General features: G+C 66.3%; 22 protein-coding genes and 1 pseudogene. 14 read left to right on the top strand and 9 right to left on the bottom strand.

Annotated features, from left to right (window positions below):
- The first annotated feature begins 50 nt into the window (after window positions 1-50).
- Window positions 51-839: an aquaporin gene (locus tag ABZW16_RS06660; protein WP_354952928.1), complete on the top strand. Its 789-nt coding sequence runs from the start codon at window positions 51-53 to the stop codon at window positions 837-839.
- Between the two features lie 172 nt (window positions 840-1,011).
- Here ABZW16_RS06660 and ABZW16_RS06655 read toward each other — a convergent pair whose 3' ends face one another.
- From ABZW16_RS06655 to ABZW16_RS06645, 3 genes are all read right to left on the bottom strand, one after another.
- Window positions 1,012-1,419, bottom strand: a complete 408-nt coding sequence (locus tag ABZW16_RS06655; RefSeq protein ID WP_354952926.1) for a DUF5360 family protein — start codon at window positions 1,417-1,419, stop codon at window positions 1,012-1,014.
- 19 nt (window positions 1,420-1,438) lie between these two features.
- Complete coding sequence (locus ABZW16_RS06650; protein ID WP_354952924.1) at window positions 1,439-2,017, bottom strand: type II toxin-antitoxin system PemK/MazF family toxin; 579 nt, start codon at window positions 2,015-2,017, stop codon at window positions 1,439-1,441.
- A 116-nt stretch (window positions 2,018-2,133) separates the two neighbouring features.
- The gene (locus ABZW16_RS06645; protein WP_354952922.1) at window positions 2,134-2,862 is read right to left on the bottom strand and encodes a hypothetical protein; all 729 of its coding nucleotides are present in this window, start codon (window positions 2,860-2,862) and stop codon (window positions 2,134-2,136) included.
- 146 nt (window positions 2,863-3,008) lie between these two features.
- On the opposite strand from ABZW16_RS06645, the gene ABZW16_RS06640 reads away from it, so the two are divergent.
- The 3 genes from ABZW16_RS06640 to ABZW16_RS06630 all read left to right on the top strand — a co-directional run bounded on the left by ABZW16_RS06640 (window position 3,009) and on the right by ABZW16_RS06630 (window position 5,938).
- Window positions 3,009-3,662 (top strand): DUF6304 family protein, encoded by a 654-nt coding sequence (locus ABZW16_RS06640; RefSeq protein ID WP_354952920.1) that lies wholly within the window; start codon window positions 3,009-3,011, stop codon window positions 3,660-3,662.
- Between the two features lie 86 nt (window positions 3,663-3,748).
- A complete protein-coding gene (gene lepA / locus ABZW16_RS06635) occupies window positions 3,749-5,611 on the top strand; it encodes a translation elongation factor 4 (protein WP_354952918.1) in 1,863 nt (620 codons plus the stop codon).
- Window positions 5,612-5,731: 120 nt separating this feature from the next.
- Window positions 5,732-5,938: a hypothetical protein gene (locus ABZW16_RS06630; RefSeq protein ID WP_354952916.1), complete on the top strand. Its 207-nt coding sequence runs from the start codon at window positions 5,732-5,734 to the stop codon at window positions 5,936-5,938.
- A 2-nt stretch (window positions 5,939-5,940) separates the two neighbouring features.
- Here the strand turns inward: ABZW16_RS06630 and ABZW16_RS06625 are convergent, their stop codons facing one another.
- The 3 genes from ABZW16_RS06625 to ABZW16_RS06615 all read right to left on the bottom strand — a co-directional run bounded on the left by ABZW16_RS06625 (window position 5,941) and on the right by ABZW16_RS06615 (window position 8,657).
- The gene (locus ABZW16_RS06625; RefSeq protein ID WP_354952914.1) at window positions 5,941-7,131 is read right to left on the bottom strand and encodes a HAMP domain-containing sensor histidine kinase; all 1,191 of its coding nucleotides are present in this window, start codon (window positions 7,129-7,131) and stop codon (window positions 5,941-5,943) included.
- A 367-nt stretch (window positions 7,132-7,498) separates the two neighbouring features.
- Complete coding sequence (locus tag ABZW16_RS06620; RefSeq protein WP_354952912.1) at window positions 7,499-8,197, bottom strand: response regulator transcription factor; 699 nt, start codon at window positions 8,195-8,197, stop codon at window positions 7,499-7,501.
- A 70-nt stretch (window positions 8,198-8,267) separates the two neighbouring features.
- Window positions 8,268-8,657 (bottom strand): hypothetical protein, encoded by a 390-nt coding sequence (locus ABZW16_RS06615; protein WP_354952910.1) that lies wholly within the window; start codon window positions 8,655-8,657, stop codon window positions 8,268-8,270.
- Between the two features lie 415 nt (window positions 8,658-9,072).
- On the opposite strand from ABZW16_RS06615, the gene ABZW16_RS06610 reads away from it, so the two are divergent.
- Both ABZW16_RS06610 and ABZW16_RS06605 read left to right on the top strand, forming a co-directional pair.
- The gene (locus ABZW16_RS06610; RefSeq protein ID WP_354952908.1) at window positions 9,073-11,373 is read left to right on the top strand and encodes a hypothetical protein; all 2,301 of its coding nucleotides are present in this window, start codon (window positions 9,073-9,075) and stop codon (window positions 11,371-11,373) included.
- An 85-nt stretch (window positions 11,374-11,458) separates the two neighbouring features.
- Window positions 11,459-13,258: a dynamin family protein gene (locus ABZW16_RS06605; protein ID WP_354952906.1), complete on the top strand. Its 1,800-nt coding sequence runs from the start codon at window positions 11,459-11,461 to the stop codon at window positions 13,256-13,258.
- A gap of 7 nt (window positions 13,259-13,265) precedes the next feature.
- Here ABZW16_RS06605 and ABZW16_RS06600 read toward each other — a convergent pair whose 3' ends face one another.
- A complete protein-coding gene (locus tag ABZW16_RS06600) occupies window positions 13,266-15,251 on the bottom strand; it encodes a glycoside hydrolase family 15 protein (RefSeq protein WP_354952904.1) in 1,986 nt (661 codons plus the stop codon).
- 103 nt (window positions 15,252-15,354) lie between these two features.
- On the opposite strand from ABZW16_RS06600, the gene ABZW16_RS06595 reads away from it, so the two are divergent.
- Entirely contained in the window at window positions 15,355-15,642 is a 288-nt protein-coding gene (locus ABZW16_RS06595) for a hypothetical protein (RefSeq protein ID WP_354952902.1), read from the top strand.
- 153 nt (window positions 15,643-15,795) lie between these two features.
- Here ABZW16_RS06595 and ABZW16_RS06590 read toward each other — a convergent pair.
- Together ABZW16_RS06590 and ABZW16_RS06585 are read right to left on the bottom strand one after the other, a co-directional pair.
- Window positions 15,796-16,134, bottom strand: a pseudogene (locus ABZW16_RS06590) (transglycosylase family protein); the annotation flags it as partial.
- Between the two features lie 377 nt (window positions 16,135-16,511).
- Window positions 16,512-17,582 carry a M48 family metallopeptidase gene (locus tag ABZW16_RS06585; RefSeq protein ID WP_354952900.1) on the bottom strand — a complete coding sequence of 357 codons (1,071 nt, stop codon included), beginning with the start codon at window positions 17,580-17,582 and terminating at the stop codon, window positions 16,512-16,514.
- Window positions 17,583-17,688: 106 nt separating this feature from the next.
- Between ABZW16_RS06585 and ABZW16_RS06580 the strand changes: the two genes are divergently transcribed.
- The 7 genes from ABZW16_RS06580 to ABZW16_RS06550 all read left to right on the top strand — a co-directional run bounded on the left by ABZW16_RS06580 (window position 17,689) and on the right by ABZW16_RS06550 (window position 24,470).
- Window positions 17,689-17,778, top strand: a complete 90-nt coding sequence (locus ABZW16_RS06580) for an Ms4533A family Cys-rich leader peptide (RefSeq protein ID WP_309546086.1) — start codon at window positions 17,689-17,691, stop codon at window positions 17,776-17,778.
- 218 nt (window positions 17,779-17,996) lie between these two features.
- Window positions 17,997-19,004, top strand: coding sequence for a sulfate ABC transporter substrate-binding protein (locus ABZW16_RS06575; protein ID WP_354952898.1), 1,008 nt, complete (start codon window positions 17,997-17,999; stop codon window positions 19,002-19,004).
- A gap of 215 nt (window positions 19,005-19,219) precedes the next feature.
- Window positions 19,220-20,020, top strand: a complete 801-nt coding sequence (gene cysT / locus ABZW16_RS06570) for a sulfate ABC transporter permease subunit CysT (protein WP_354952973.1) — start codon at window positions 19,220-19,222, stop codon at window positions 20,018-20,020.
- Window positions 20,017-20,823 (top strand): sulfate ABC transporter permease subunit CysW, encoded by an 807-nt coding sequence (gene cysW / locus ABZW16_RS06565; protein ID WP_354952896.1) that lies wholly within the window; start codon window positions 20,017-20,019, stop codon window positions 20,821-20,823. The genes cysT and cysW overlap by 4 nt, the downstream gene beginning before the upstream one ends.
- Complete coding sequence (locus ABZW16_RS06560) at window positions 20,820-21,815, top strand: sulfate ABC transporter ATP-binding protein (protein ID WP_354952894.1); 996 nt, start codon at window positions 20,820-20,822, stop codon at window positions 21,813-21,815. Before cysW ends, ABZW16_RS06560 begins: the two co-directional genes overlap by 4 nt.
- A 304-nt stretch (window positions 21,816-22,119) precedes the next feature.
- Window positions 22,120-22,833 (top strand): hypothetical protein, encoded by a 714-nt coding sequence (locus ABZW16_RS06555; RefSeq protein ID WP_354952892.1) that lies wholly within the window; start codon window positions 22,120-22,122, stop codon window positions 22,831-22,833.
- A 491-nt stretch (window positions 22,834-23,324) separates the two neighbouring features.
- A complete protein-coding gene (locus tag ABZW16_RS06550) occupies window positions 23,325-24,470 on the top strand; it encodes an Hsp70 family protein (RefSeq protein WP_354952890.1) in 1,146 nt (381 codons plus the stop codon).
- Window positions 24,471-24,521: the final 51 nt, after the last annotated feature.

The following is a 24,521-nucleotide window of genomic DNA, read 5'->3' as shown; positions in this document are numbered from 1 at the left end:
CAGGCAGATCCCCGTGCCAGCGGGGATGACCCTTTCGGAAGGTAGCGCGCATGTCTCCCACTGCTCAGGAAGTCGTCGAGGAAGTCACCGAACTGGAGCCGACGCCGGAGCCCAAGAAGTGGGCGGCCGAGGCGTTGGGCACCTTCGTCCTGGTTATCGGCGGTGTCGGCACCGCCGTGCTGGCCGGTGAGCGCGTCGGCGCGCTCGGCGTGGCATTCGCGTTCGGACTGTCCCTGCTGTTCCTGGTCTATGCGATCGGGCCGATCTCCGGCTGCCACGTGAATCCGGCCGTGACCGTCGGACAGCTGCTGATGGGCAGGCTCTCGGTGATCTCCGCGGTCGGCTATGTGATCGCACAGTTGATCGGCGCCTTCCTGGCCGGGCTGGTGCTGTTCGCGATCGCCAAGAACCTGCCGTCCTACGACCGCGCGGTCAATGGACTCGGCGCGAACGGCTGGGGTAAGCACAGCCCGTCCGCGATGCGCGGTCCGCTGGGACAGGTGGTGATCCAGAACGGGTACGGCCTGTCGGCCACGATCATTGTCGAGGTCATGCTGACCGCGCTGCTGGTCTTCGTGGTGCTGGCCTCGACCGACCAGATCTCCGATATCCCACAGGCCGGACTGTCGATCGGTCTCACGTTCACGGTTATCCACCTGGTCTCGATCCCGGTGGACAACACCTCGGTGAACCCGGCCCGCAGCCTCGCCGTCGCCTTCTACCAGGACGGCGCCGGTCCCCAGGTCTGGGCGTTCATCGTATTCCCGCTGATCGGTGGCGTACTCGGCGCACTGGTCTACGGCGTGCTGTTCGGCCGCTCCCGCGAGATGGTGTCCTGACCGCCTCCCCGCGTCTCAGGCCGACCGGTGAGTGCCGCAAGAGCTGCATTGCGGACTGGCTGGTCGATGCTGGTTGAGCTAGCTCGTCCCCGGCGAGTTACCCGGGTAATTGCGAGATCAGTTGTTGCGTGGACATTCTCGTGGCAGCCCAGGTCGATGCGAGCACGACGTGCTATGCCGCCGAACGCTTTTCGGTCTCGGTGGTGCAGGTCAGGGCGATCAGTGCGGGCAGCGGGAACAGTAGTAGGAACAGATTGGGCACCCACCAGAGTGGGCTGAAATCCGCACGCAACGTCCAGAATGCGATGGCTTGCAGTCCGGCCACGCTGGTCAAGGTCAGCGAGACGGTCATCAGCGTGCGCCAACCGGGTGCGCGACACAGGCTGGCGAGCCCGGTGCCGCTGGCCGCCAGATCGAGCAGCACGAACGAGTTGTTCCAATCGGTCAGTATCGGATCGGTGTAGTCCCTATAGGCCCATTCGGCCGGGATGACGTGCGCGAAGGCGATCGCCCAGTAGAGCAGGAACCCGACATCGGTGATCAGCATGGCGATCTTCGTCGGCCCGAGAACCCGATTCATGATGGCACCCGATTCCCGATCAGTACCAGTCGTATTCGGCGCACAGACGATGTGCGACCAGGTCGAAGGTCTTGCGCGCCAGGATCGCACCCTCGCGGCGGATACCGTCCTCCGGTACGTCGAGGACCCGGTCGAGGCGGACCCAGCTCGGCCTGCCCTCGTGATCCCAACTGCCGCTGCCGATTCCGACCCAGTTCCGGTCGTACGCGCGCTCCGGATTCGACGACAGCATCAGCCCGAGCAGGGTTCTGCGGTCGCGCCCGACGACGAGCACCGGGCGATCCTTGCCGTTGTTCGGATCCTCCTCGTAGGGCACCCAGGTCCACACGACCTCGCCGGGATCGGCGCGGCCGTCCAATTGCGGGCAGTAGACGATCTGCCTGGCCCGCTCGCCCGTCGGCACCGGGGTGGAGGCGGCCGGGCGAATCGTCACCGCACGGGCCTTGCGGGTCGCCAGTGAGCCGACCGCACGTTCGAGCAATGACGAACGCTGCAGCTTGTCGACCAGCTTCGGTCCCTGTTCCTTGACGATCTTGGGACTCTGCGCCTTCGCAATGAGGCCTAGCTGCTTGCCGATCGAGTTCCAACTTCGGGCCATCCTTGGATGGTAACGGCGTGGTCGCGTCTTCTCATCCGCACCGCCTACCGGTCGGTAGCGCTAACGACTTGCGGTTCGCGGTCGCGGTCGTGTGAGGTGCGCAGACGATTCGCGCATCATGCTCCGCTGGGCTGGTGTGTCCGTAGCGAAAACGGTTGCAGCACTGGATATCTGCTGACGGAAACGGTATCGAGGTCGCGATCGGCGCCGATCCGCGCGACCGAGTCCAGCATGCGGCGCACCCGATCCCGGAACTCGGCCGCGTCGCGCGTGTCGTACCAGACCATCGGATCGGTGAGCGCCGCGGCCGGAAACTGTTCCTCGACAATGGCATCGATGGTGGGCGCGTCCGGTGTGATCGCCCGGACCACCACGTTCTGGGTGTAGCCGAACGTCGACTGTGTCTCGATGGCCACTTCGGTGTGCTCGTGCTGCCAGCGTCGCAGCCATTCCTCGCGGGTGCGTTCGGCGGGTCGGCGCAGAAAGGCCAGATTGCCGAAGCCCTCGGTGCGTGTGGGGACCGCATCGTCGAGCCGCAGCGGCACGGACTCGGTCACCAGGTAGCCGTGTGCCGCCGTGGCGTATGCACCGAGGATCTCGGCAGCGGCCGTGGCCTCCGGGCCGTAGCTCTGCTCGACCCAGAGGGTGACGACCGCGGCGATCGGCGGATCCAGCGTGACCATGCGCATCAGCGCGGCCCGGACCGCCGCATCGCGGACATAGACGGTGACACCCGCCACCCCGAGGTCGACCAGGCGCGCGGCCACGGTGGTGCGCAGCGATTCACACCACGAGTCGGTCGCGTCGGAATCGGACCGGCGCAGAACGAAGACCAATTTCTCCACCCGCCGAAGGTACGGCCGCAGACCCGGCGTTGTGCGGGATTTGTCCGATTGCCGGGACGGATTCGGCGATGTCGAGCATCCCGGTTCGCCGCGTGCGCATTCTCCGCTAGAGTCTGCGGAATTCGTCGTGCGGAAGGTATCCAGCTGTGCAGCCGCAGGTTTTTCCGGGAACCTACGAGGACGGACACGGTATCGAGCACATCGTGTGGCGGATCGGGCCATCGCGGCACTGGGGTCCGAACCGCTTCGATATCCGAACCGTGATCCGTGGTGTCCCCGTGGCGGGTCCGGATTTCGACGCGCTCGGTCCCTTTGACCAGGGCGCCGCACTTCGGGTGGGACTGCCCATCGACGAGTGGGATGCCATTTCCGGCTGCACCTTCTCCGGCGAGTTGCCCGGCATGGTGGCGGTCGGCGGCGAGCAGCGACCCGGTCCGATCCATTTCCTGCTGACACTGCCACCCGGTGGGACCGGTGAGTCACTGCAACTCGCTGTCGAGATCGATGGGCAGACCTACCAGGCCACCGACCGGTACTTCGAGGACGCGCTGTTCCGACTGGGACAGCAGTTTCCCGACGACGTCCGCCTGATCTCCTGTATGACGTGCCTGTTTTCCGACTACTCGCCATACGGGCACGGCCTCACCGGCATGTGGTGTCATCGCGAGGCCAGGGACAAGTACCTTGCGGTCCGCTCCAAGGACGACTATTTCGAGGTGCCGGTCACCGAGCAGGTACCCGAGACCTATCTGTGCGCCGACTATGAGCGCCGCATTCCAGGCACCGGCTATCGGGGCTGAAAAGTGGTTCGGAACGCAGAACGGTGCACCGCTGACAGGGTCTTTACCGCGCGCATGGGACGATGGACGGCAGTTTGCCGATACCCATGAGGAGTGGAGTGCCCGCCAGCTTCGCCGACACGACGTTCACCGATCCCGCCCGGATCCGGAACTTCTGCATCATCGCGCACATCGACCACGGCAAGTCGACGCTGGCCGACCGCATGCTGCAACTGACCGGAGTGGTCGAGGAGCGGGCGATGCGCGCCCAGTACCTGGACCGAATGGATATCGAGCGCGAGCGCGGCATCACCATCAAGGCCCAGAACGTCCGACTGCCCTGGCAGGTCGACGGCACCGACTACGTACTGCACCTCATCGATACCCCCGGCCACGTCGACTTCACCTATGAGGTGTCGCGCGCGCTGGAAGCGTGTGAGGGCGCGGTGCTGCTGGTCGACGCGGCGCAGGGCATCGAGGCGCAGACGCTGGCGAATCTGTACCTGGCGCTGGACAAGGATTTGACGATCATCCCGGTGCTCAACAAGATCGATCTCCCGGCCGCGGATCCCGATCGTTACGCGGGCGAGATCGCGCACATCATCGGTTGCGAACCCGAGGACGTGCTGCGGGTCTCCGGTAAGACCGGCGTCGGTGTGCCGGAACTGCTGAACAAGGTCATCGAGGCGGTGCCAGCGCCGGTCGGCGATCCGGACGCACCCGCCCGGGCCATGATCTTCGACTCGGTCTACGACACCTACCGCGGTGTGGTCACCTATGTCCGGGTGGTGGACGGCAAGATCGTTCCGCGCGAGAAGATCAAGATGATGTCCACCGGCGCGACGCACGAACTGCTCGAGGTCGGCATCGTCTCCCCGGAACCCAAACCCACCCAGGGTCTCGGCGTCGGCGAGGTCGGCTATCTGATCACCGGCGTGAAGGATGTGCGCCAGTCGAAGGTCGGCGATACCGTGACCTCCGCGCGCGGCGGTGCGACCGAACCGCTCACCGGCTACCGCGAGCCGCGCCCCATGGTGTACTCCGGTCTCTACCCGGTCGACGGCTCGGACTACCCGGACCTGCGCGACGCACTGGACAAGCTCCAGCTCAACGACGCCGCACTGACCTACGAGCCGGAGACCTCGGTGGCCCTCGGCTTCGGCTTCCGGTGCGGGTTCCTCGGTCTGCTCCATATGGAGATCACCCGCGAGCGGCTGCAGCGCGAATTCGATCTGGATCTGATCTCCACCGCGCCCAACGTGGTCTACAAGGTGGAGATGGAGGACGGCGCCGAACAGGTCGTTACCAATCCCTCGTACTGGCCCGAGGGCAAGGTCCGGCATGTGTACGAGCCGGTGGTCAAGTGCACGATCATCTCGCCGAGCGAATTCATCGGTTCGATCATGGAACTGTGCCAGGCACGGCGCGGTGAGCTCGGCGGTATGGACTACCTGTCGGAGACCCGCGTCGAACTGCGCTACACCATGCCGATGGCCGAGATCATCTTCGACTTCTTCGACTCGCTGAAATCGCGTACCCGCGGCTATGCCAGCCTCGATTACGAGGAGGCGGGTGTGCAGGAGTCGGCGCTGGTGAAGGTGGACATCCTGCTGCAGGGCGAGGCGGTGGACGCGTTCTCGGCGATCGTGCACCGCGACGCCGCCCAGGCCTACGGCCACAAGATGACAACCAAACTGCGCGAACTCATCCCGCGCCAGCAGTTCGAGGTGCCCATCCAGGCCGCCATCGGCTCGAAAATCATTGCCCGCGAAAACATCCGCGCCATCCGCAAGGACGTCCTCGCCAAGTGCTACGGCGGTGACATCAGCCGCAAGCGCAAACTGCTCGAGAAGCAGAAGGAAGGCAAGAAGCGCATGAAGACGATCGGCCGCGTCGACGTTCCCCAGGAAGCCTTCGTCGCCGCGCTCTCGTCGGACGCCGCCTCCGACAAACCGAAGGGGCAGAAGTAAGCCGGTCCGGGCGGATAATCGGACTGGTCAACGACCAGTGGCCGCGGTTGTAACCGTGTGCCAGTGATTTGGTGCGGATTCGATACAGATCATGTCTGCTGGCAGCAGTATGCGCGCGCCGTGGAAAAGCCTATTGCGTACGCCCAAGTGGAGATTCCGATCTACTTGCTCATCGACCGCGACTCGGCCGAGGTAGTGGTCCACAGCAACCCGAATGGCGACAAGTACCTCGATGTGCACCGGTATGCGATCGGCCTCGAGGTGACGTTGCCGGAACCGGTGGCCGTCACACTCGATACCGCGCCGCTACTGAACTGGATTCGCTGAGTTCAGGAAGTGCGTGCGGCGATCCGCACGCGCAGACGAACACCGCCGAGCGGGGCGTGGTCGAGTTCGGCTGTGCCGGAGTGGAGTTCGGCTTGTTGGCGGACCAGGGCCAAGCCCAGGCCGGAGCCGGGGGAGCCGGGGCCTTTGGTGAAGCGATCGAAGGCGGTAGGGCGGAGGTGTTCGGGGATGCCGGTGCCGTCGTCGTCGATGACGATCTCGACTCCGGTCGTTGCGTCGGAGGCGTTGTGGCGGAGGGCGTTCGGATCGGCGGGGCTTGGATCAGCAGTGCTCGGATCGTCGGGGTGTGTACCGGAGGTGTTCGGATCGCAGTGGCGGGCGGCGATGGTGATGGTGCGGGCGTGACCGTGCTGTATGGCATTGGCGACTGCGTTGGTGACGATCAGCATGAGGCCGCCCGGTAGGCCGGTCAAGGTTGTCGGGGTGCATTCGGTGAGGTTGATGTGCGCGTCGGGATGGCGGCGACGGGCGTCCTGTACCGCGCGGTCGAGGGTTTCGCAGAGTTCGAAGGGTTCGAATGCGTCGGATTCGGTGAGTTCGCCGACCGCGAGTCGTTCCAGATCGGTCAGGGTGTTCTCGATGTGGCGTTCGGCGAGCAGCACGTCGGCGAGTACCGCGCGCTGCTGCTCAGCGGGTAATTCCTTGGTGGCCAGGACTTCCAGGTCGGTGCGCATCGCGGTCAGCGGTGTGCGCAGCTCATGGGCACAGACCGCGGCGAAGTCCCTGGCGCTGGCCAGCGCGCGATTGGTGGCGCCGTGTGCCGCCTCGAGCCGTGCCAGCATGCGGGTGATGGCATCGGAGAGTTCCTCGGCTTCACGCGCGTCGCGGCCGGACAATGGCGGCAGTTTCTCCAGGGTGTCGATGCCGTGTGTGGCGGTGGCCAGTTTCCGCAGCGGTCGAGCGGCATAACCGGCCAGAAACCAGCCGAGCGTGGCGGCCAGCAGTACGCCGCCGGCCGCGACCGACAGGCCGATCAGTTGGCTGCGCTGGATTGCCGAGTCGACGGCGGCGCGGTTCGGGCGCAGCACCACGGCAAGGCCGGGCGCTCCGGCAACCGGGGCGACGGCGTCGTCGGCGAACTGGACCACGTGCGGCGGAGCAGTTGGAAGTGGTATCGGCGCAATGTCTTCCGGCAGCGGGGGTAGCGCATCGAGCGGCAGACCGGGAGACGGCACGATATCCGCGGCCGCGCGACCCGGACGTGCATCGTCTGCACCGTCTGATCCAACTGGCGTGAACTCGCGGTGGCGAGCAGTGCGAAGTACGCGACACCGAGCACGACCGCCACCAGTGCGGCGACGACGCCCGATACCAGCGCCACCCGGGCGCGCAACGATAACAACACTTTCGGCGCCTTCACTTTTCGGCTCCAGGCGATCCGCCGTCGCTCATGATTCCACCTCACTCGCGGCTCGATTCCGCGTGTGCGACGCGGACTGTGTCTTCGGGTTCATTCGCCGAAACCCACTCACGACTCCACCTCACCGGCACCGGGCTTCGCCGTGCGTGAGGTTGCCTTGGGGGGCATTCGCCGGTGCCGACTCACGCTTCCTCCCGCAGTACGAAACCCACCCCGCGCACCGTGTGGATCACCCGCGGCGCACCGTGCGCCTCCAATTTGCGCCGCAGATAGGAGACGAACACATCCACCACATTGGTGTCGGTGGTGAAGTCATAACCCCAGACCGCGGACAGGATCTGCGCGCGGCTGAGCACGATGCCGGTGTTGTCGGCCAGCAGCGCGAGCACCTCGAATTCCCGTTTGGTCAGCTCCACCTGCTGTCCGCTGGCGAACACCCGGTATCCGGCCCGATCGATCCGGACCTGTCCGACCTGGCGGTGGCCGTCGCCGGAGGGCTGCCCGGCCGCGGGCCGACGACGCAGCAGTGCGTGCAGCCGGGCGACCAGCTCACCGAGGTCGAAGGGTTTGGTCAGGTAGTCGTCGGCGCCGCGCTCCAGGGCGGCGATGCGATCGCTGACCGCGGTGCGGGCGCTGAGTACGCAGATCGGAATGTCGTTGCCCATCGCGCGCAATGCCGTAACCACGCCCGCCCCATCGAGATTCGGCATATTCACATCGAGCACCATGGCGTCCGGTTCGGTGCGGTGGACCATGGCCAGCGCCTCGGCGCCGTCACCCGCGGTGACCACCTCGAAATCGGACAGTTCGAGCCCGCGCCGCAGCGACGCGAGAACTCGAACCTCATCGTCGACGACCAAGATGCGCTGTCCGCCCGTCATCCGGCCAACCACCTCATCGAATCGCTGCCGGATGCTGCCGTCATGGGGCCACGATAGAGCCGTCGCGCGGTCAGCTGCCGGTGCTGCCGGTAGGAGCCGGTTGCGCGGGGTGGACGGGCACGGCGCCGGGTCGGTGTTCGATGATCACGTGCGGACCACCGGGCTGAGCGGGGCCGACAATGACCGGTCCGGATGGATCGATATCCGGGCAGTCGGGCAGCGCGGCGCCCGGTGGCAGCGGTGCGGCCGGAACGGCGACCTGCGGCCCCGGCCCGCCCTGGATCACCACGTGCGGGTCGCCGGGAGCGATCAGCACACACGTCACGGTCGGACCACCGCCCGGCTGCGGCGGCTGGGCCGAGGCGGCGCCCGCGACCAGCACGGACGCCGTGGCGGCGAATGCCGTCCCGGTGACGATGGCGACAGTGCGGGCTCGGCCGCGTCCGAGGGGTGCGGACATGATGCGATCTCCTTCGCGTCGGTGCCGGGTCGTCCCGGCGAGATCGACGCTAGGGAACCGAACTTCACCGTCTCTCGAGAAATTGTTAGAGATCTCTTGCAGCCCATCGAACTATGGGCTGTACGGGTCGCCACCGACGAGTTACTCTCGTCGGCACGGCTTCGGCTGCCGCGCAACTCGGTTCGAAGTGCTCGATCAGGTCCAAATGACAACACCTGTACCTGGTTTGGGATGCCCGCAGAATCGGGGCTTCCGTTCTGGTTTTTCCGATGGCAAGGTTGTGTTGCTTGTCACAGTCATATTCTTTGCGGACCTGCAGAATGTGACAGTTGGGTTTTCCGGAATATCGTTAGTTGATCTTCACTCGGTCTGCCCGGCGTGGTGAGGATGCTGGAAACCTGAGAGTGGAGCTTGCATGACGAGTGACCTGCCCTTCGACAGCGATGACACCGATGCTGACGACCGTGCGGGCGATACCGCCTATCGCGTCGCCACCGGCGTCGCGCGGGTAGCGCGGGCGGGCGCGTACGTCACCGGTGGCGCCCTGATCGCTGCCAATGGCGGTACCGCGCCTGCGCATCCCGGTGGGCAACGGCTCGACAGCTGGACCTCGGCCTACTCTCGTGATCCCGATGCGGACGCGCCGAGTCCGGTGGTGACCTTCCCGGATCCGGATCCGAATTCGGCACCGCCCGCACCGATTCACGGGCACACGCCGGCACCGCGCGATATCGGCGTCAATGCTCCGTTCACCATCCCGAACGCGCCGAACTCCGGTCTGCACCTCGGTCCGCCGCCGCAGCAGCACACACCGCAGCCGTGGCAGGACGCCGCCCACGGCAACGGCTACCAGCCCGGACTCGCTCTCGGTACCGAGAGCGAGCGCTCCGGACTCGATCTGCACAGCGAGACGCCGCGGTCCGGCCTCGATTTCGGCACCGATCATGCGGGCGGCGGCTTCGGTGGCGTGCCCGGACTCGACTTCGGCCAGGGCGGTTTCGGGCTGCCCGGACACGGCCTGGGGCAGGAGGGCCACGGCTTCGGTCTGCCCGGCGCGAACGGCTTCGTCGCGCCCGGCTCCAACCCCTTTGTCCTGCCCCGCATTCCGGTGGCCGGGACGGCCAGCGACACCGCAGCCGCGGGCCCGGTGAGCCAGGCCGAAGACGCCGACGGCAGTAGCGCCGCGAACGCGGGCGGTGGCGCTCCGTTCTTCGGCGGCAATATGTTTCACACCGGCGCGCCCGCGGGCAGCGGTGACCTGTTCCACGGCGCCGACGCGTTCCATGGCGCCGACGCGTTCCATGGCGCGGATATGTTCCACGGCGTCGGAAATCCGGATGCCGTCGGCGTATTCCTCAATGCGGACGCCAGCTTCAGCGTGCACACCGAACTCGCAGTGGACTTCGGCGTCAGCCCGAACGGGATGTACCTGAACACACACTCCAAGGTCGAGGTCAACGGCGCACTGAAGGTCGAGACCGGTGCCGGTCGGGTCGGCGACAATATCGACCGGTTCTCCGACTGGCTCGGCCAGACCCCCGGCACGACCGGACGTTCCGGGCTGGACCAGTCCGGCGCCTCGGGGCACAGCTCGAGTAGCGCGTCGACCACGCAGCCTGCCGGGTCCGTCCCCCAGTACTCGGCCGCCGCGCAGCCCGTCGCGGTGCAGCCCGCTCAGCCGTTCGTCGCACCGGTCGCCCCGATCGCACCGCCGGTCGCGCCGCCAGCACCGGTGGTTGCCCCCGCTGCGGTCGCCGCGCCGGTTGCGGCCACACCGCTGCAGACCACGATCCAGCCGGATGCGGCGAGCACCCCGGTCGCCAATGTGCTTGTGGCGCCGACGGGTCCGTCGCCGCTGACCGCGCCCGCCGCGGTGGTGCCCGCGCTGTTCGAGCCCAAGCCCGTACCGGCCAAGCCGGTCCTGGTCGACGATTCGCATTCGCCGCACCCGCCGCTGACCAATATCCCGACCACCGTCACCAAGACGGTGCCGGTTCCGGTCATCCCCGGCGACAGCACCACCGGGCATCCGACCAAGGTGCCCGACCCGGCCAGCACCAAGACCCCTGGTGCCACCCTCCCCGGCACCGACATCACCGGCACGACCAAGATCCCGGGTACCCAGGCGCCGACCACGCACGCGCCGACCACAAATGCGCCCAGCACCAACGCGCCGAGCCACCCCGCAACCCCGACTGTGCCGGACGATGACGATGTGACGCTCCCCAGCACCGGCCACGGTGGCGGCACCACCCCGAGCACCGGTCACGGCGGGGCCACCCCAAGCACCGTCAACGGCGGAACCGGGGGCAACTCCGCCCCGACCACACACACCCCACCGACGGTGGACATCCCGACCATCGAGCCGACGGTTTCGGTGCCGACGGCCACCCACTCCGTGCCGACCCTCGTGCCGACCGTGGATATCGACATCCCGACCATGAATTCCCCCGCGCCGATCCCTACTCCGCAGACCCACGTGCCGGTCCCGACGATGCCAGCACCGGTCACCCCGATGCAGCCGCCGATCGACATCAAGCCGCATCCGATCGCCGCGGAACTCGGCGACCCGGCCGACTTCGCGCATCCGATATATGAACCCGACCATTCGGCGCTGACCTTGATCGCCGGTGGTCTGTCCGCCCCGCTGCTGCCCGATGCGGCCGTCGACGACGGCCACCACCTGGCATCGGGGCTGGACATCGCCCTGATCTAGGAAACCTGATGGGGGTCGCGCGCACCCGTCGCGCTGGCGCATGTCATCGTCGAATGCGATATCCGTACGACAGTTAGGAGGAGGGTTGTCTGCCGCAGCCGGGCTGGAGGCCGCCACGGTGAAACATCCGCAGGTCATGGCGCCGGTCATCGGAATTCTCGATCAACTGCAGGAGATGACCCGCTCCGTGGGCCGGGACGATCTGAGCGGCCGACTGAATATGGTGCGGGCCAGGGTCGGTGACCCGCGGCTGCGCCTCGTGGTCGTCGGTGCGTCCAAGAACGGTATGAGCACCCTGGTCAACGGTTTGGTCGGGGCCAGGGTCAGCGCCACCGAGAGTGCGCTGAGCGTGCCGGTGATCGCGGAGTACGGACCCGAGCCGACGGCGGTGCTGGTGAAATCGCTCGGCGCGGGCCGCATCGAACGCCAGTCGGTCGATCCGCTCGATCCGGGTCCGGCGCTGACCGCCGACGGGGTGATCCGCGCCGAATTCACCGAGCCGAGTTCGCTGCTGGCCGATGGCGTGGTCCTGATGGACGCGCCGGGCAGCAATGGCGAGGACCACACCACCTGGTCGATGATCGCCGCCGCCGATGCCGTGCTCTACGTCGGTGACGCCGGAACCGAGTTCACCGCGGAGCAGATCACCTATCTCGACCGCATCCAGCAGATCTGCCCCACGGTGATCTGTGTGCTGAACAAGATCGACCTGCACCCGCACTGGCAGCACACCCAGCAGCGCAATCGTGAGCTGCTGGACGCGGCCGGACTCGGCTTCGCGGTGGCCCCGGTTTCGGCGCTGCTGCACCAGCAGGCGGGCAACTATCAGCGCGATATCGAATCGGGCGTACCTCAGCTCGTCGACCATCTGCGCGATTATGTGGTGGGCAGGGCCGACACCCTGGTCCTGGCGGCCGCGGCCAATGACATCCGGCTGGTCGCCGACCATCTCGCGGTAACCCTGCGGACCGAGGCCGAGGCGCTGCGCGATCCGCGCCGCCGGGTGGAGATCACCGAACAATTGGTGGCCGCCCGCGACCAGGCCGATCAGCTGCGGCAGCGCTCGGCCAACTGGCAGGTCACCCTCGGCGATGGCAGCACCGAGTTGATGGCCGATATCGAACACGATCTGCGGCACCGGTTGCGCAGTCTGGTCCGCGACGCCGAGGCCGAGATCGCCCAGACCGATCCGGCCCGGCGCTGGAAGGATTTCGGCGCCGATCTGGACGCGCGCATCTGCGAGGCCGTCGAAGAGAATTTCGTGATGGCGCACTACCGGGCGGTGGAACTGTCCGAACAGGTGGCGGCCAAATTCCCGGCCGATCATCGCACCCCGCCACTGCCGGACCTACGCCTGCACAATCCCGGTGAAGTTCTCGGGCCTGTTGCGCCGCTGGATCCCCTGACCAGTGCGAAAGCCAGTGTGATGGCGCAATTCCTGACCGTTATGCGCGGCTCCTATGGTGGTCTGCTGATGGTGGGTGTGCTGACCAGTCTGCTGAAAATGCCGCTGGTGAACTGGTATTCGGCCGCCGCCGCGCTGCTGCTCGGCGCGAATGCGCTCTGGGACGATCGCAAGGCTCGCAGGCAGCGCCGTCAGGCCGAGGCGAAGGTTTCGGTGGCCAGGCTGATGGACGATGTCGTCTTCCAGGTCGGCAAGGAATCGCGAAATCGGTTGCGCGCACTGCAGCGCACGCTGCGCGACCACTTCACCGATATCGCCACCGATGTGCTGCACACCGCCGACGAGCGGTTGCGCGTGGCGGAGGTGGCCTACGGGAAGTACGGCGATCACCGCGAGGAGCGAATCGCCGACCTCGACGTCCAGCTCGGCAAGCTGCGCGGACTGCGCGCCGATGCCGATGGCATCGGCGCGGCCGCGTAAATATCGGTCAGGACGGGTGAACGGCCGGTAAGTGTGCCGGTTGGAATGTGCCGCTGGTGTGTGATTGCTCGGCCCTGATCACATGCGTCACCGCATTGATCAGTGCCAGATGGGTAAAGGCCTGCGGGAAGTTGCCGAGGTGGCGTCCACTGCGCGAGTCGATTTCCTCGGCATACAGCCGCAGCGGGCTGGCATAGCCGAGCAGGCGCTCGCACAGGTGCCGGGCCCGCTGCACTTCGCCGATTTCCACCAGCGCGGAGACCAGCCAGAACGAGCAGATGGTGAAGGTGCCCTCGGCGCCGGACAAGCCGTCGTCGGTGGTCTCGGTCCGATAGCGCAGCACCAGACCGTTTTCAGTGAGTCGGTCGGCGATCGAGAGCACTGTGGCGCGCACCCGGTGGTCGGTGGGCGGCAGGAAACGGTTCAGCACCACCAACAGCAGTGACGCGTCCAGGGTGTCGCCGCCGTAGGTCTGGGTGAAGACACCGTTGGCGTTCACGCCATTGGTGAGGATATCGGCCTTGATCTGATCGGCAATGGCGTACCACTCGCTGGCGCGTTCGTATTCGCCGTGCAGTTCGGCCAGTTTCGCGCCGCGGTCCAGCGCCACCCAGCACATCACCTTCGAGGAGGTGAAATGCTGTGGTTCACCGCGGACTTCCCAGATGCCGCGATCGGGCTCGCGCCAGCCCTTGATGGCCGCCTCGACCTGGCGCTCCAACAGTGGCCACAGCGATTCCGGCACCTGCTGGCGGGATTTCACGTGTAAGTACACCGCGTCCAGCATGGTGCCCCAGATATCGTGCTGGTCCTGGTTGTAAGCGCCATTGCCGATGCGCACCGGTTTGGCGCCGTCGTAGCCGGTCAGATTGTCGAGCGTGGTCTCGGCGAGCTCGCGTTCGCCGCCGATACCGTAGAGCACCTGCAGCGGAACGGATTCGCCGTTATCGCCGGTGGTGGCGTCTCTCAGAAACGCGAAGAAGTCGTTGGCCTCGCGGTCGAGGCCGAGGGTGTACAGACCCCACAGCGCGAAGCTGGAATCGCGCACCCAGGTATAGCGGTAGTCCCAGTTGCGTTGGCCGCCAGGGGTTTCCGGCAGGGAGGTGGTGGCGGCGGCCATCAGCGCACCGGTCGGCGCGTAGGTGAGCCCCTTGAGCGTCAGTGCGCTGCGCTGTAAGTAGTTGCGCCACGGATGATCGGGGAAATCGCCGAGGGTGATCCACTGCCGCCAGCATTCGGTGGTCTGCCACATCTTCTGGGCCGCGTCTTCGAAGGTGCGCGGTGCGGGCAGCTCCGACCAGGTCAGTGCGACGAACACCTCGTCGCCCTCCTTCATCCTGGTCCTGGCTCGCGCCTCCCGGCCCTCCAGACCCAGCCGCAGGTCGGTAGTCAGCACCAGGGTCGGGCCCGCGGTCGGGTCGAGCGTACGTACCGCGGTCGCCTCCTCGTAGACCTTGCCGGTGTACTCCCAGCCGGCTGGGGCGCGGTGGTAGTCGAAGGCGGGTTCGCAGCTCATCTCCAGCTCGACCGTGCCGTTCACGCATTTCACCGTGCGCAGCAGGACGTGCTCGGCGTCCCAGTCCATCGGCGTGCGGCGATGGGTCTTGCTGCGCTGTTCGTTGTTGTGCCATGGGCCGAGTACCAGGGCGTCGCGCACGATCAGCCAGCCGGTCTCGGTCTGCCAGGTGGTTTCCAGGATCATGCCACCCGGCAGATACCGGCGCGCGGCAGGCACATTGACCCCGTACGGGCCGATCCGGAAGTGTCCGGCGCTGCGGTCGAGCATCGCGCCGAAGATGCTCGGTGAATCGGGCCTGGGCACACACATCCACTCGACCGAGCCATTGCTGGCGATCAGGCAGCTGGTCTCACAGTCGGACAGGAATGCGTAATCATCGATCGGCGGATATGTGGCGTGCTGACCCACCTTCAGGTGACTGAGTGTGGGCAGGTCGTCGGGTTCGTCGACGGTCGGATCATCGGTAGACGCCATACCTCATCTTCGGTCTGTCGGCCCATCTCGTCCACCGCCGCGCCGAACCCGGCCCTGACGGCGCGATCTCGGCCGACCGCCCGGGCAGTATTAGGCTGGTGCCGTGCACAGGATCGCAGGATGGTGGGACGGCTTCGAGTTGTGGGTGGCGGGGTTGCCGTTCATCCCGCAGTTCGTCGTGGTGCTGGTTGGCATGGTCCCGATCAGCTTCGCCATCGCCTACGTGCTGGATCGAGTGCTGCGGGTTTCCCTGCAGCTGCTCGGCCGCAATAGTGACGCTGTGCCGACCCTCACAGTTGAGGATGTGATGACCGCGGAATCCGCCCTGATCCCCGAACTGGTCGGGCCGCCCGTCCCGGTGCGCGAGACCGCGCAGAGCGGGGCGCGTTGATGCCGCGTTCCCGGGTTCAGCTCGCCCTCGTCGCTCTGCTGGTTCTCATCGTCATCGCGTGGTTGTTCACTCGCTGACATTGTGCGGGGCCAACATGTCCCTACAGCGATCGTCTGAACGACCCCGCTGGACAGCTCTGCTGTCTCACCGGTGCAGGCCGAGCGCTGCCGAACAACCTGCCCAAGGGCCCCAGCCCTGAGCGGCGAGTACCTGCTCGGCGACGGCGATCTGCTGTTCGCGGGTGGCTTTGTCGGCAGTCGGCGCGTATGCGGCACCGCCATATGCGGCCCATGTGCCCGGCGAGAACTGTAGGCCGCCCTGAAACCCGTTGCCGGTGTTGATATTCCAATTACCGCCCGACTCGCACGCGGCGAGGTTGTCCCATTCCTGATCGGTAGCGGCGGACGCTTGGCCAACGTATGCCATTCCGGCTCCGCCGATGATCGCGCTGGTGGCGACGATCTTCTTGAGTGGGGTGCCCAGAGCGCTCATATCGCAGTTCCTTTCGAGTCAGCAAACCTGATACAGGTGTCCAAGCATGAAAGGTGATCACTGGAGCTTTGGCCGTTCGAGTGTGTGCTGCACGCCGTGAGCTGATGTGGCAGTCCAGCGGTATCGTGTCCGCATCGCAATACAACCGATGTCATGTCTCAACCAGCTGGCAGCCTGCGGTTGGACGATACAAAGCCGCAACCGACCGACCTGAATGGGCGGTGTGTACGCGCGTTAATAGCGGCATGGTGTGCCCAGCGGGCAAGCCGCGAGCGGCCATACGCAGCGCACGCTAATGCCCGGTTTCCGTGCGCGTATCGGTTACCGCGGGAGTGGAACGGGCACCGACCGCGTGGACGATGGCTTGCGCCCAGCCGTCACTCGTCGGCCGAGTCGTCCCGATCGGTGCGCCAGTCGTTGAACCGTTTGCCGATCTTGGAGACGGTCGCGCCCACCTCGTGACCCACCGTGCTCACCGCTGATCCGACATCGCGCCCCAGATTGCGCACGGTGCGGATCAGCGGGTCCTCGGATTGGTCGAAGTTCTGCCGGTAGGTGCGCGCGGCCTCCTTGATCTCATCGCTGATCTTGGTGTTCTTATCGTGTTCGCGGCGCGGGTAGTCGCCGCCGAGCATGCGGTTGTACTCGCCGGACTGGATCCAGCGGCGCAGCTCCGCGGCCCGCAGCACCGAGAACGGATGGCTCTGCAGCTCCAGATTGAGCAGCTTGAGCACGCCGTCGCGCAGATCGCCGGAGCGCTCGTAGTCATCGGCCTGCTGCAGGAACGCGCCGTGGTTCATCTCCTTGATCCAGGTGCCGCCCGCGGTCTTCATATGCACCCGCACCGACGCCTCGACATCCTGGCCGCACAGCAGCCCGGCGCGGTCGCCGGAGAGTTCGGACTTGCGGCTCCACTCCATCAGCGCGGCCACGATCGCGCGCAGGGCCCATCCGCCGACCGGCATCCAGCCCAGATTGGCCGAGATGCGCAGCAGATGCATGAGCATGGTGCGGTACACCGCGTGTCCGGACAGCGCGTGCCCGAGTTCGTGGCCGACGATGAAGCGCAGCTCCTCGGTGTCCATCAGATCGATCAGCCCGGTGGTCAGCACGATGAACGGCTGGTCCATGCCGATGGTGAAGGCGTTCACATGCGGGCTCTGCAGTACGAACATCTCGGGCGTGGTGCGCGCGTCCAGGATCTCCACGCAGTCCTGACGCAACTGGTGCAGCGAGCGGAACTGGCGTTCGTCCACCCGCACCGCCGTGGCGAGGTAGAGCAGCCGATGCTGGCGTTCCTGCAACAAACCGGACAGGGTACGCAGAATGGTGTCGAACCCGGCGAGTGAGCGCAGCGTCACCAGGGCGGTGCGGTCGGCGGGATGTTCCCACGCGCGAGTGCTGATATCGGGAAACCGGGTGCGTACCCGGTCCGGGCTGGTAGTCATGGGATGAAACCCCCCTCTTCCTGGAACTTTGTCGGTTTTTGCCGCCTGCAAGCGGATAGCTGGCGTTGATTCGAACTGGTGACGTTTCCTCTGCTACAGTCTGCCCGTGTCTTCGAGTGCCGTCCCGCAGGTCCGCCATGAATTGGCGTTGATCGCTGTCGGCAATCTCGCGGTCGCGGACATTCTCTGTCGCTGATCGGCGCCGGGCACTGCTGTGCACCCATCTTCTCTCTAAACTGGCGCGCAAACTTTTTCGCAGCAGTGTCCGACCCCAACGACCCCTCGGTCGGTAGTCGTGTCGCAGTTCGACCGTCGCGACCCCTCGTCCACGTCGCGGCGGAGCGCTCAGGAAAGGTTCCATCCATGTCACCCAGGTCCTTGTTGTTCGGATCGTCCCGATCGCACCGTCGCCCGATGGTCGCCGCGCTGACCGCGGTCGCCGCCGTCGTGCTCACCGCGTGCGGTGGCGGAGCCAGTGACACCGTGGGCGGTGGTGGGGCCGACGGCAGCGGCGGCACGCTCAACCTCTACGCCTACGCCGTCCCCAAGCCCGGCTTCGACAAGGTCGTCCCCGAATTCAATAAGACCGATAAGGGCAAGGGCGTCCAGATCAACGGCTCCTACGGCGCATCGGGCGATCAGTCCCGCAAGGTCAAGGACGGTGCCGAGGCCGATATCGTCAACTTCTCGGTCGAACCCGATATCACCCGCCTCGTCGACGCCGGTCTGGTCGACCCGAGCTGGAATGCGGACGCCACCAAGGGAATTCCGTTCGGGTCGGTGGTCGCGATCGTCGTGCGCAAGGGCAACCCGAAGGGCATCAAGGACTGGGACGATCTGCTGAAGCCGGGCATCCAGGTGGTCACCCCGAACCCGTTCAGCTCGGGCTCGGCCAAGTGGAATCTGCTCGCCCCGTACGCGGCCAAGAGCGATGGCGGCAAGAACCCGCAGGCGGGTCTGGATTACCTGAGCCAGCTCATCTCCAAGGAGCATGTGCAGGTGCAGCCGAAGTCGGGCCGCGAAGCGACCGAGACCTTCCTACAGGGCACCGGTGATGTGCTGCTGAGCTATGAGAACGAGGCGATCTTCTCCGAGCGCAATGGCGATCCCATCGAGCACATCGTGCCGCCGACCACCTTCAAGATCGAGAACCCGGTCGCGGTGCTGAAGAGCAGCAAGCATCTGGAGTTGGCTAGCGCCTTCCGCGACTTCCTGTTCACCCCGGCCGGGCAAAAGGCCTGGGCCTCGGCCGGATTCCGCCCGGTCGACCCGAAGGTGGCCGCCGACTACGCCAAGGACTTCCCGACTCCGCAGAAGCTGTGGACGATCGCCGACCTCGGTGGCTGGAAGACCGTCGACAAGGAGCTGTTCACCCCGAACACCGGAACCGTCGCGGTCATCTACGACAAGGCCACCAAGTAACTCGGTGCGCTGAAATACCCTGCGGCGTGCGCGACCGGCCCGGAACAGGCCGCTCGTAACCACAAAGGGCCTCGCGTGCGCCGCACATCTACACGGGATACTGGACGACTGTGACAGAAAGCAGCAGCACCGGGATCGGGCACGCGCCCGATCCCGGTGGCTTCGAAGACGCGGGGGAATCCGCGCCCAAACCCACGAGCCGAAGCTGGTCGTGGCTGCGGGTGACCGGTTCGGTGGGTCCGCTCGGCATCGCCACCGCGGTGCTGTGGCTCAGCATTATCGTGCTGCTACCACTGGCCGCGCTCACCGTCACCTCATTCGACGACGGCTGGTCCGGGTTCTGGGATGCCATCACCGCGCCCGCCGCCATCGATTCGCTGCGCATCACCGTTGTCGTCTCGGTGGTGGTTGCGGTCATCAATGTGCTGATGGGCACGCTCATCGCCTGGGTTCTGGTGCGCGACGAATTCCCGGGTAAGAGCATCGTCAACGCGCTCATCGACCTGCCGTTCGCACTGCCGACCATCGTCGCCAGCATTGTGCTGCTGTCGCTGTACGGGCCGCAGAGTCCGATCGATATCCACCTCAACGCCACCCAGCCCGGCCTGGTCGTGGCATTGGCGTTCGTCACATTGCCGTTCGTGGTCCGCTCGGTGCAGCCGGTGCTCATCGAGGCCGACCGCGAGGTCGAGCAGGCCGCGCTGTCCCTCGGCGCGGACAACTGGACCACCTTCCGCCGCATCGTCCTACCGACCCTCGCACCCGCCATCATCAGCGGCGGCGGTCTCGCCTTCGCCCGCGCCATCGGCGAATACGGTTCGGTGGTGCTGATCGGCGGCGCCATCCCGCGCAAGACCGAGATGGCCTCGCAGTACATCCAGAAACAGATCGAGATCGACCGGCCGGTGAATGCGGCCGCGGTTTCGGTCGCGCTGCTGGCCGTCTCGTTCGCGACCCTGCTGGTGCTGCGGCTGTGGGCCGAGCGCACCGCACGCAAGGAGCAGGAGGCGCGATGAATCTGTCCTGGCCGACCCGCATCTCGCTGCGCACCGTTGCGCTGGGCTACCTGTTCGTACTGCTGGTGCTGCCGCTGATCATCATTCTGTGGCGCACCTTCGAAAAGGGGATCGGTGCGTTCATCGACTCGATCTCCACACCGGCGGCGATCTCGGCATTCCAGCTGTCGATCCTCATCGTGGCGATCGTGGTCCCGGTGAATGTTGTCTTCGGCATCGTTACCGCGATTGCCCTGGTACGCGGCAAGTTCCCGGGCCGCACCCTGGTGCAGGGCATCGTGGATCTGCCCTTCGCCGTCTCGCCGGTGGTGGTCGGCGTCGCGCTGATCCTGCTGTGGGGTGCGGACGGCTGGTTCGGCGGACTGGAAGACGTCGGCTTCAAGGTGATCTTCAACCTGCCCGGCATGGTGATCGCCACCATCTTCGTCACATTGCCGTTCGTGGTGCGCGAGGTCGAGCCGGTGCTGCACGAGATCGGCGATGATCAGGAGCAGGCCGCTGCGACCCTCGGAGCCTCGCGCTGGCAGACGTTCTGGCGGATCACCCTGCCCGCCATCCGCTGGGGCCTGACCTACGGTGTGGTGTTGACCGTCGCGCGCGCACTCGGCGAATTCGGCGCGGTGATCATGGTGTCCTCGGCGCTCCCGGGTAAATCGCAGACGCTGACGCTGCTCGTACACGGTCGATACATCAACGACCACAACACCTTCGGCGCCTACTCCGCCGCCACCCTGCTGATGGGCCTGGCCCTCGTAGTCCTTCTGTTGATGACCCTCCTCGAACGTAAGCGGGGCACCAAGTGATCACCGTGACCAACGCAAAGAAGAACTACGGTTCCTTCGCCGCCCTGAACGATGTCAGTATCGATATCCCGTCCGGGGAGCTGACCGCACTGCTCGGCCCGTCGGGTTCGGGCAAATCGACCCTGCTGCGCTCGATCGCGGGCCTGGAGTCGCTGGACTCCGGCGTCGTCGCCATCGCGGGCAGCGATGTCACGCATGTGCCGCCGCAGAAGCGCGATATCGGCTTCGTATTTCAGCACTACGCCGCGTTCAAGCACATGACCGTGCGCGATAACGTCGCCTTCGGACTCAAGATCCGCAAGCGCCCCAAGGGGGAGATCGCCAAGCGCGTGGACGAACTGCTCGGCATCGTCGGCCTCGACGGCTTCCAGCACCGCTATCCGGCCCAGCTCTCCGGCGGCCAGCGCCAGCGCATGGCACTGGCACGCGCGCTCGCCGTCGACCCGCAGGTGCTGCTGCTCGACGAGCCCTTCGGCGCCCTCGACGCCAAGGTGCGCGCCGATCTGCGCACCTGGCTGCGCCGCCTGCACGAGGAGGTCCACGTGACCACCGTGCTGGTCACCCACGACCAGGAGGAGGCGCTCGACGTCGCCGACCGGATCGCGGTGATGAACAAGGGCCGCATCGAACAGGTCGGCAGCCCGGAGGATGTCTACGACCGTCCCGCCAACGAATTCGTCATGTCCTTCCTCGGCGCGGTGGCCCGGCTCAACGGGCATCTGGTGCGTCCGCACGATATTCGGGTCGGCCGTGACCCCAGCATGGCGCTGGCCGCGCACGAGGGCACCGCGGAATCGGCGGGTGTCACTCGCGCCACCGTGGAACGCGTGGTGCATCTGGGTTTCGAGGTGCGCGTGGAACTGCGCAATGCCGCCACCGGCGATCTGTTCGCCGCCCAGGTGACCCGCGGCGATGCCGAGGCATTGCGGCTCAGCGACGGGGAAACCGTCTACGCGCGGGCCACTCGCATTCCGGAACTGCCTGCCGGATAAGGGTGAATTCGACTCCGCTTTATCGGCCGGATTTCCGTGTGGGTGAAATCTATACCCATTTATGGCGTGTCGAAACCGAACTCTGGTTTCAACTTCTCATATCGTGCTGAATGCGAAACACGCGCTAGTGGGTTCCGGTGGGTTATCGGAACGCTATCCGAAGTGAGCTATTCGCAATGGTCGTCGAACGCGGCCCGGATAACCGATATCCGGCCGCCCGATCGCAGCCTGCTCGACCTGCTGTCGGTAGGTCAGGGCTCACGACGCAGGTCGTGTGCAGGTGGCGAGGAGTTGATCGATCGCCATGTCAATTCGAAGACAGTTATTTCCCGCGCTGGCCATTGCCAGCGCCGCGGTGATAATCCAATCCGGTTCGGCCACGGCCGCACCACCAACCGGAACGCCCGCAGTGCGCGCACCGGATGGGCCGGTGATCATCGAGATTCCTGTGGACTCGCCCGAAGTGGCCGTGCAGAGCCCGGAATCGGTGGGGAAGCCGATCCCGAACTCCGCTACCGGCCGCACCCTCGCGCAGTTGCTGCCTTACGGAATCGTGGGTGATCAACTGCATTTCACGCCGAATCCGGAGCAGTGGGATAACGCGCGAACGATTGTCGGGGTGGTCCAGCGCCGCGGCATGCCCGCCTATGCGGCGGTCGTCGCACTGGCCACCGCACTACAGGAATCGATGCTGCGCAACCTGACCGAGCCGGTCGATCACGACTCGCTCGGGCTGTTCCAGCAGCGTCCCTCCGCGGGTTGGGGTACGCCGGAACAGCTCATCGATGTGCGCTACGCGACCGCGCGATTCCTGGACGCATTGCTGGTCAACGCGCCGGACTACCTGGCGATGCCGCTGTGGCAGGCGGCGCAGGCCGCGCAGCGTTCCGGCGTTGCGGTGGCGTACGCGCGGTGGCAGGAACAGGCCGCGCAGATGGTGCTGCGGTTGCTCGGGCCGGAGCAGGGACCAGTGCCGCGCGCGGCGGCGAATGCTCAGGCGGTGCTGCGATGTTGCTGATCAGTCGCCAATGGCCGCAAAGGTTTTGTTTTCCCGCACCGGAATCGGACACGAATTCCGGTGCGGGGAGTCAGAACTCGGGCGAGTGCGAGATTCGATCGCGACGCCTTGGCGTGCACGGACTGGTCAGTATCGATAAGCCTCGCCAACCCGCTTGTGGCAGCTGTCCGGCAACCATTGATCAGGGGAGCTGCAAGGAGGTGTTTGTGCATGTAGAAACGTGTGGCGATAGCTGAGATGGCGGAGTCGGCATTGGCCGGCGAACGCTATCGGGTCATCGTTGAATTTCGGCGCGCCGTAATGGGATCCGACCATGATCGCCGCGCGCGTGGCCACCTTGCAGCTGAGCTGGGTTCGGTGCTTTGCTGTGCAACCTGTGTCAGTACCGGCGGCATGCGGACAACCGTATGTCCGGTGGTTGGCAGGCGGGTCGCGGAGTGGTTGCGTGAATAGGGTTCGAAGCAAATCGGCTCGGCGATCAGAGGATTGCGATGGCGGTTGGTCTTGGTTTGAGCATCGGCACGGTGAACACGGTTTCCGCGCTCGCGGAGGAGGGTTCGGCCAAGGCTCCCCCGGGGCGCCGCTCCGCCGCCGAGTGCTCACCCGCCATCACCCGTCGCACCACCCTCGCCTTCGACAGCACCGGCATGGCCCGAGTCGGCATGATTCCGCGGCACGGGCGCGCGATCGCCGAATTCGCCGACCTGGGTCAGCGCAAGGCCACGCGGGCAAGGGTCGGGCATCGGGCGCTGACCGCCGCCGACCTGATCGCGGTCGTCGCGGACTGTCTGATCACCGAGGCGCGCCGCGATCGCCGGGCGGCCGATGCCGGGGTCACGCTGACACATCCGGCCGGCTACTCCGAGGGGCAGGTGGGGGAGCTGCGCGCGGCATTGGACGCGATCGGCCTGAGGCAGGTCGCGCTGGTCGCCGAACCCGTCGCGGCGGCGACCTGGCTGGAGGTCGAACGCGGTCCGCTGATGCCGGGCCTAGCCCTGGTCTATGACCTGGGTGGTGCCAACCTCGATATCACTCTGGTGCGGGTCGGGCCGGGTTGTCCGCGCAATCCGATCGTCGGGGTGCCGATTCGTTCATCGGAATTCGGCGGCCGTGCCTTCGGCGCGCTGGTCGCCGCGCGGGCCGGGAGTAGCACCGCCGCGGCCGCTATCTCCAGTGCGACCGCCGATGAGTTGCGGGCCATCCACATTCGATCCTCGCTGGAGTTGGTGTACCGCTGCCTGCGGATGGCCGATGTGACCATGGCCGATGTGGACTGTGTCCTGGTGGTCGGCGGCGCTGCCCGCCCGGTCGAGGTGTCCCAGGTGCTCGCCGGTGAACTCGCGCGTCCGGTGATCACGGCGCCGGATCCGGAGCGCACCATCGCCGACGGCGCCGCCATCATGGCGCGTCGCGCCGCCGCGGCGGCGGAGGAGGCGGCCGGACATCACCACCGACGCAGACATCATGGCGCACACCGCAGAGCGACGGCGCGGGCCCTCTTACTTTCCCGGCGCACCAGGCGCCGCTTGACTCGGGTGGCGATCGCGGCGGGAATGTCGGCCGCTGGGGTGGCGCTCGCGCTGGTGCTGCCCGCCGACACGGTGGTCGCGGGGTTGTCGCAGCTCGGGCTGCGGTAGCGGCATCCCCGGCGGCGAGCCGCACCGTCGCCGGGGATGCCGATTATGTGC

Origin of the sequence: Nocardia sp. NPDC004604 (assembly GCF_040609795.1) — a bacterium.
Classification (GTDB): domain Bacteria; phylum Actinomycetota; class Actinomycetes; order Mycobacteriales; family Mycobacteriaceae; genus Nocardia.
This window is presented reverse-complemented; position numbering and strand designations above follow the sequence as displayed.

What these genes read in the sequence shown, in the direction of transcription:
- ABZW16_RS06660 (WP_354952928.1), top strand. Translation starts at nt 51, where the DNA reads ATGTCTCCCACTGCTCAGGAAGTCGTCGAGGAAGTCACCGAACTGGAG.
- ABZW16_RS06655 (WP_354952926.1), bottom strand. Translation starts at nt 1,419, where the DNA reads ATGAATCGGGTTCTCGGGCCGACGAAGATCGCCATGCTGATCACCGAT.
- ABZW16_RS06650 (WP_354952924.1), bottom strand. Translation starts at nt 2,017, where the DNA reads ATGGCCCGAAGTTGGAACTCGATCGGCAAGCAGCTAGGCCTCATTGCG.
- lepA (WP_354952918.1), top strand. Translation starts at nt 3,749, where the DNA reads ATGAGGAGTGGAGTGCCCGCCAGCTTCGCCGACACGACGTTCACCGAT.
- ABZW16_RS06620 (WP_354952912.1), bottom strand. Translation starts at nt 8,197, where the DNA reads ATGACGGGCGGACAGCGCATCTTGGTCGTCGACGATGAGGTTCGAGTT.
- ABZW16_RS06615 (WP_354952910.1), bottom strand. Translation starts at nt 8,657, where the DNA reads ATGTCCGCACCCCTCGGACGCGGCCGAGCCCGCACTGTCGCCATCGTC.
- ABZW16_RS06610 (WP_354952908.1), top strand. Translation starts at nt 9,073, where the DNA reads ATGACGAGTGACCTGCCCTTCGACAGCGATGACACCGATGCTGACGAC.
- ABZW16_RS06600 (WP_354952904.1), bottom strand. Translation starts at nt 15,251, where the DNA reads ATGGCGTCTACCGATGATCCGACCGTCGACGAACCCGACGACCTGCCC.
- ABZW16_RS06585 (WP_354952900.1), bottom strand. Translation starts at nt 17,582, where the DNA reads ATGACTACCAGCCCGGACCGGGTACGCACCCGGTTTCCCGATATCAGC.
- ABZW16_RS06575 (WP_354952898.1), top strand. Translation starts at nt 17,997, where the DNA reads ATGGTCGCCGCGCTGACCGCGGTCGCCGCCGTCGTGCTCACCGCGTGC.
- cysW (WP_354952896.1), top strand. Translation starts at nt 20,017, where the DNA reads ATGAATCTGTCCTGGCCGACCCGCATCTCGCTGCGCACCGTTGCGCTG.
- ABZW16_RS06555 (WP_354952892.1), top strand. Translation starts at nt 22,120, where the DNA reads ATGTCAATTCGAAGACAGTTATTTCCCGCGCTGGCCATTGCCAGCGCC.
- ABZW16_RS06550 (WP_354952890.1), top strand. Translation starts at nt 23,325, where the DNA reads ATGGCGGTTGGTCTTGGTTTGAGCATCGGCACGGTGAACACGGTTTCC.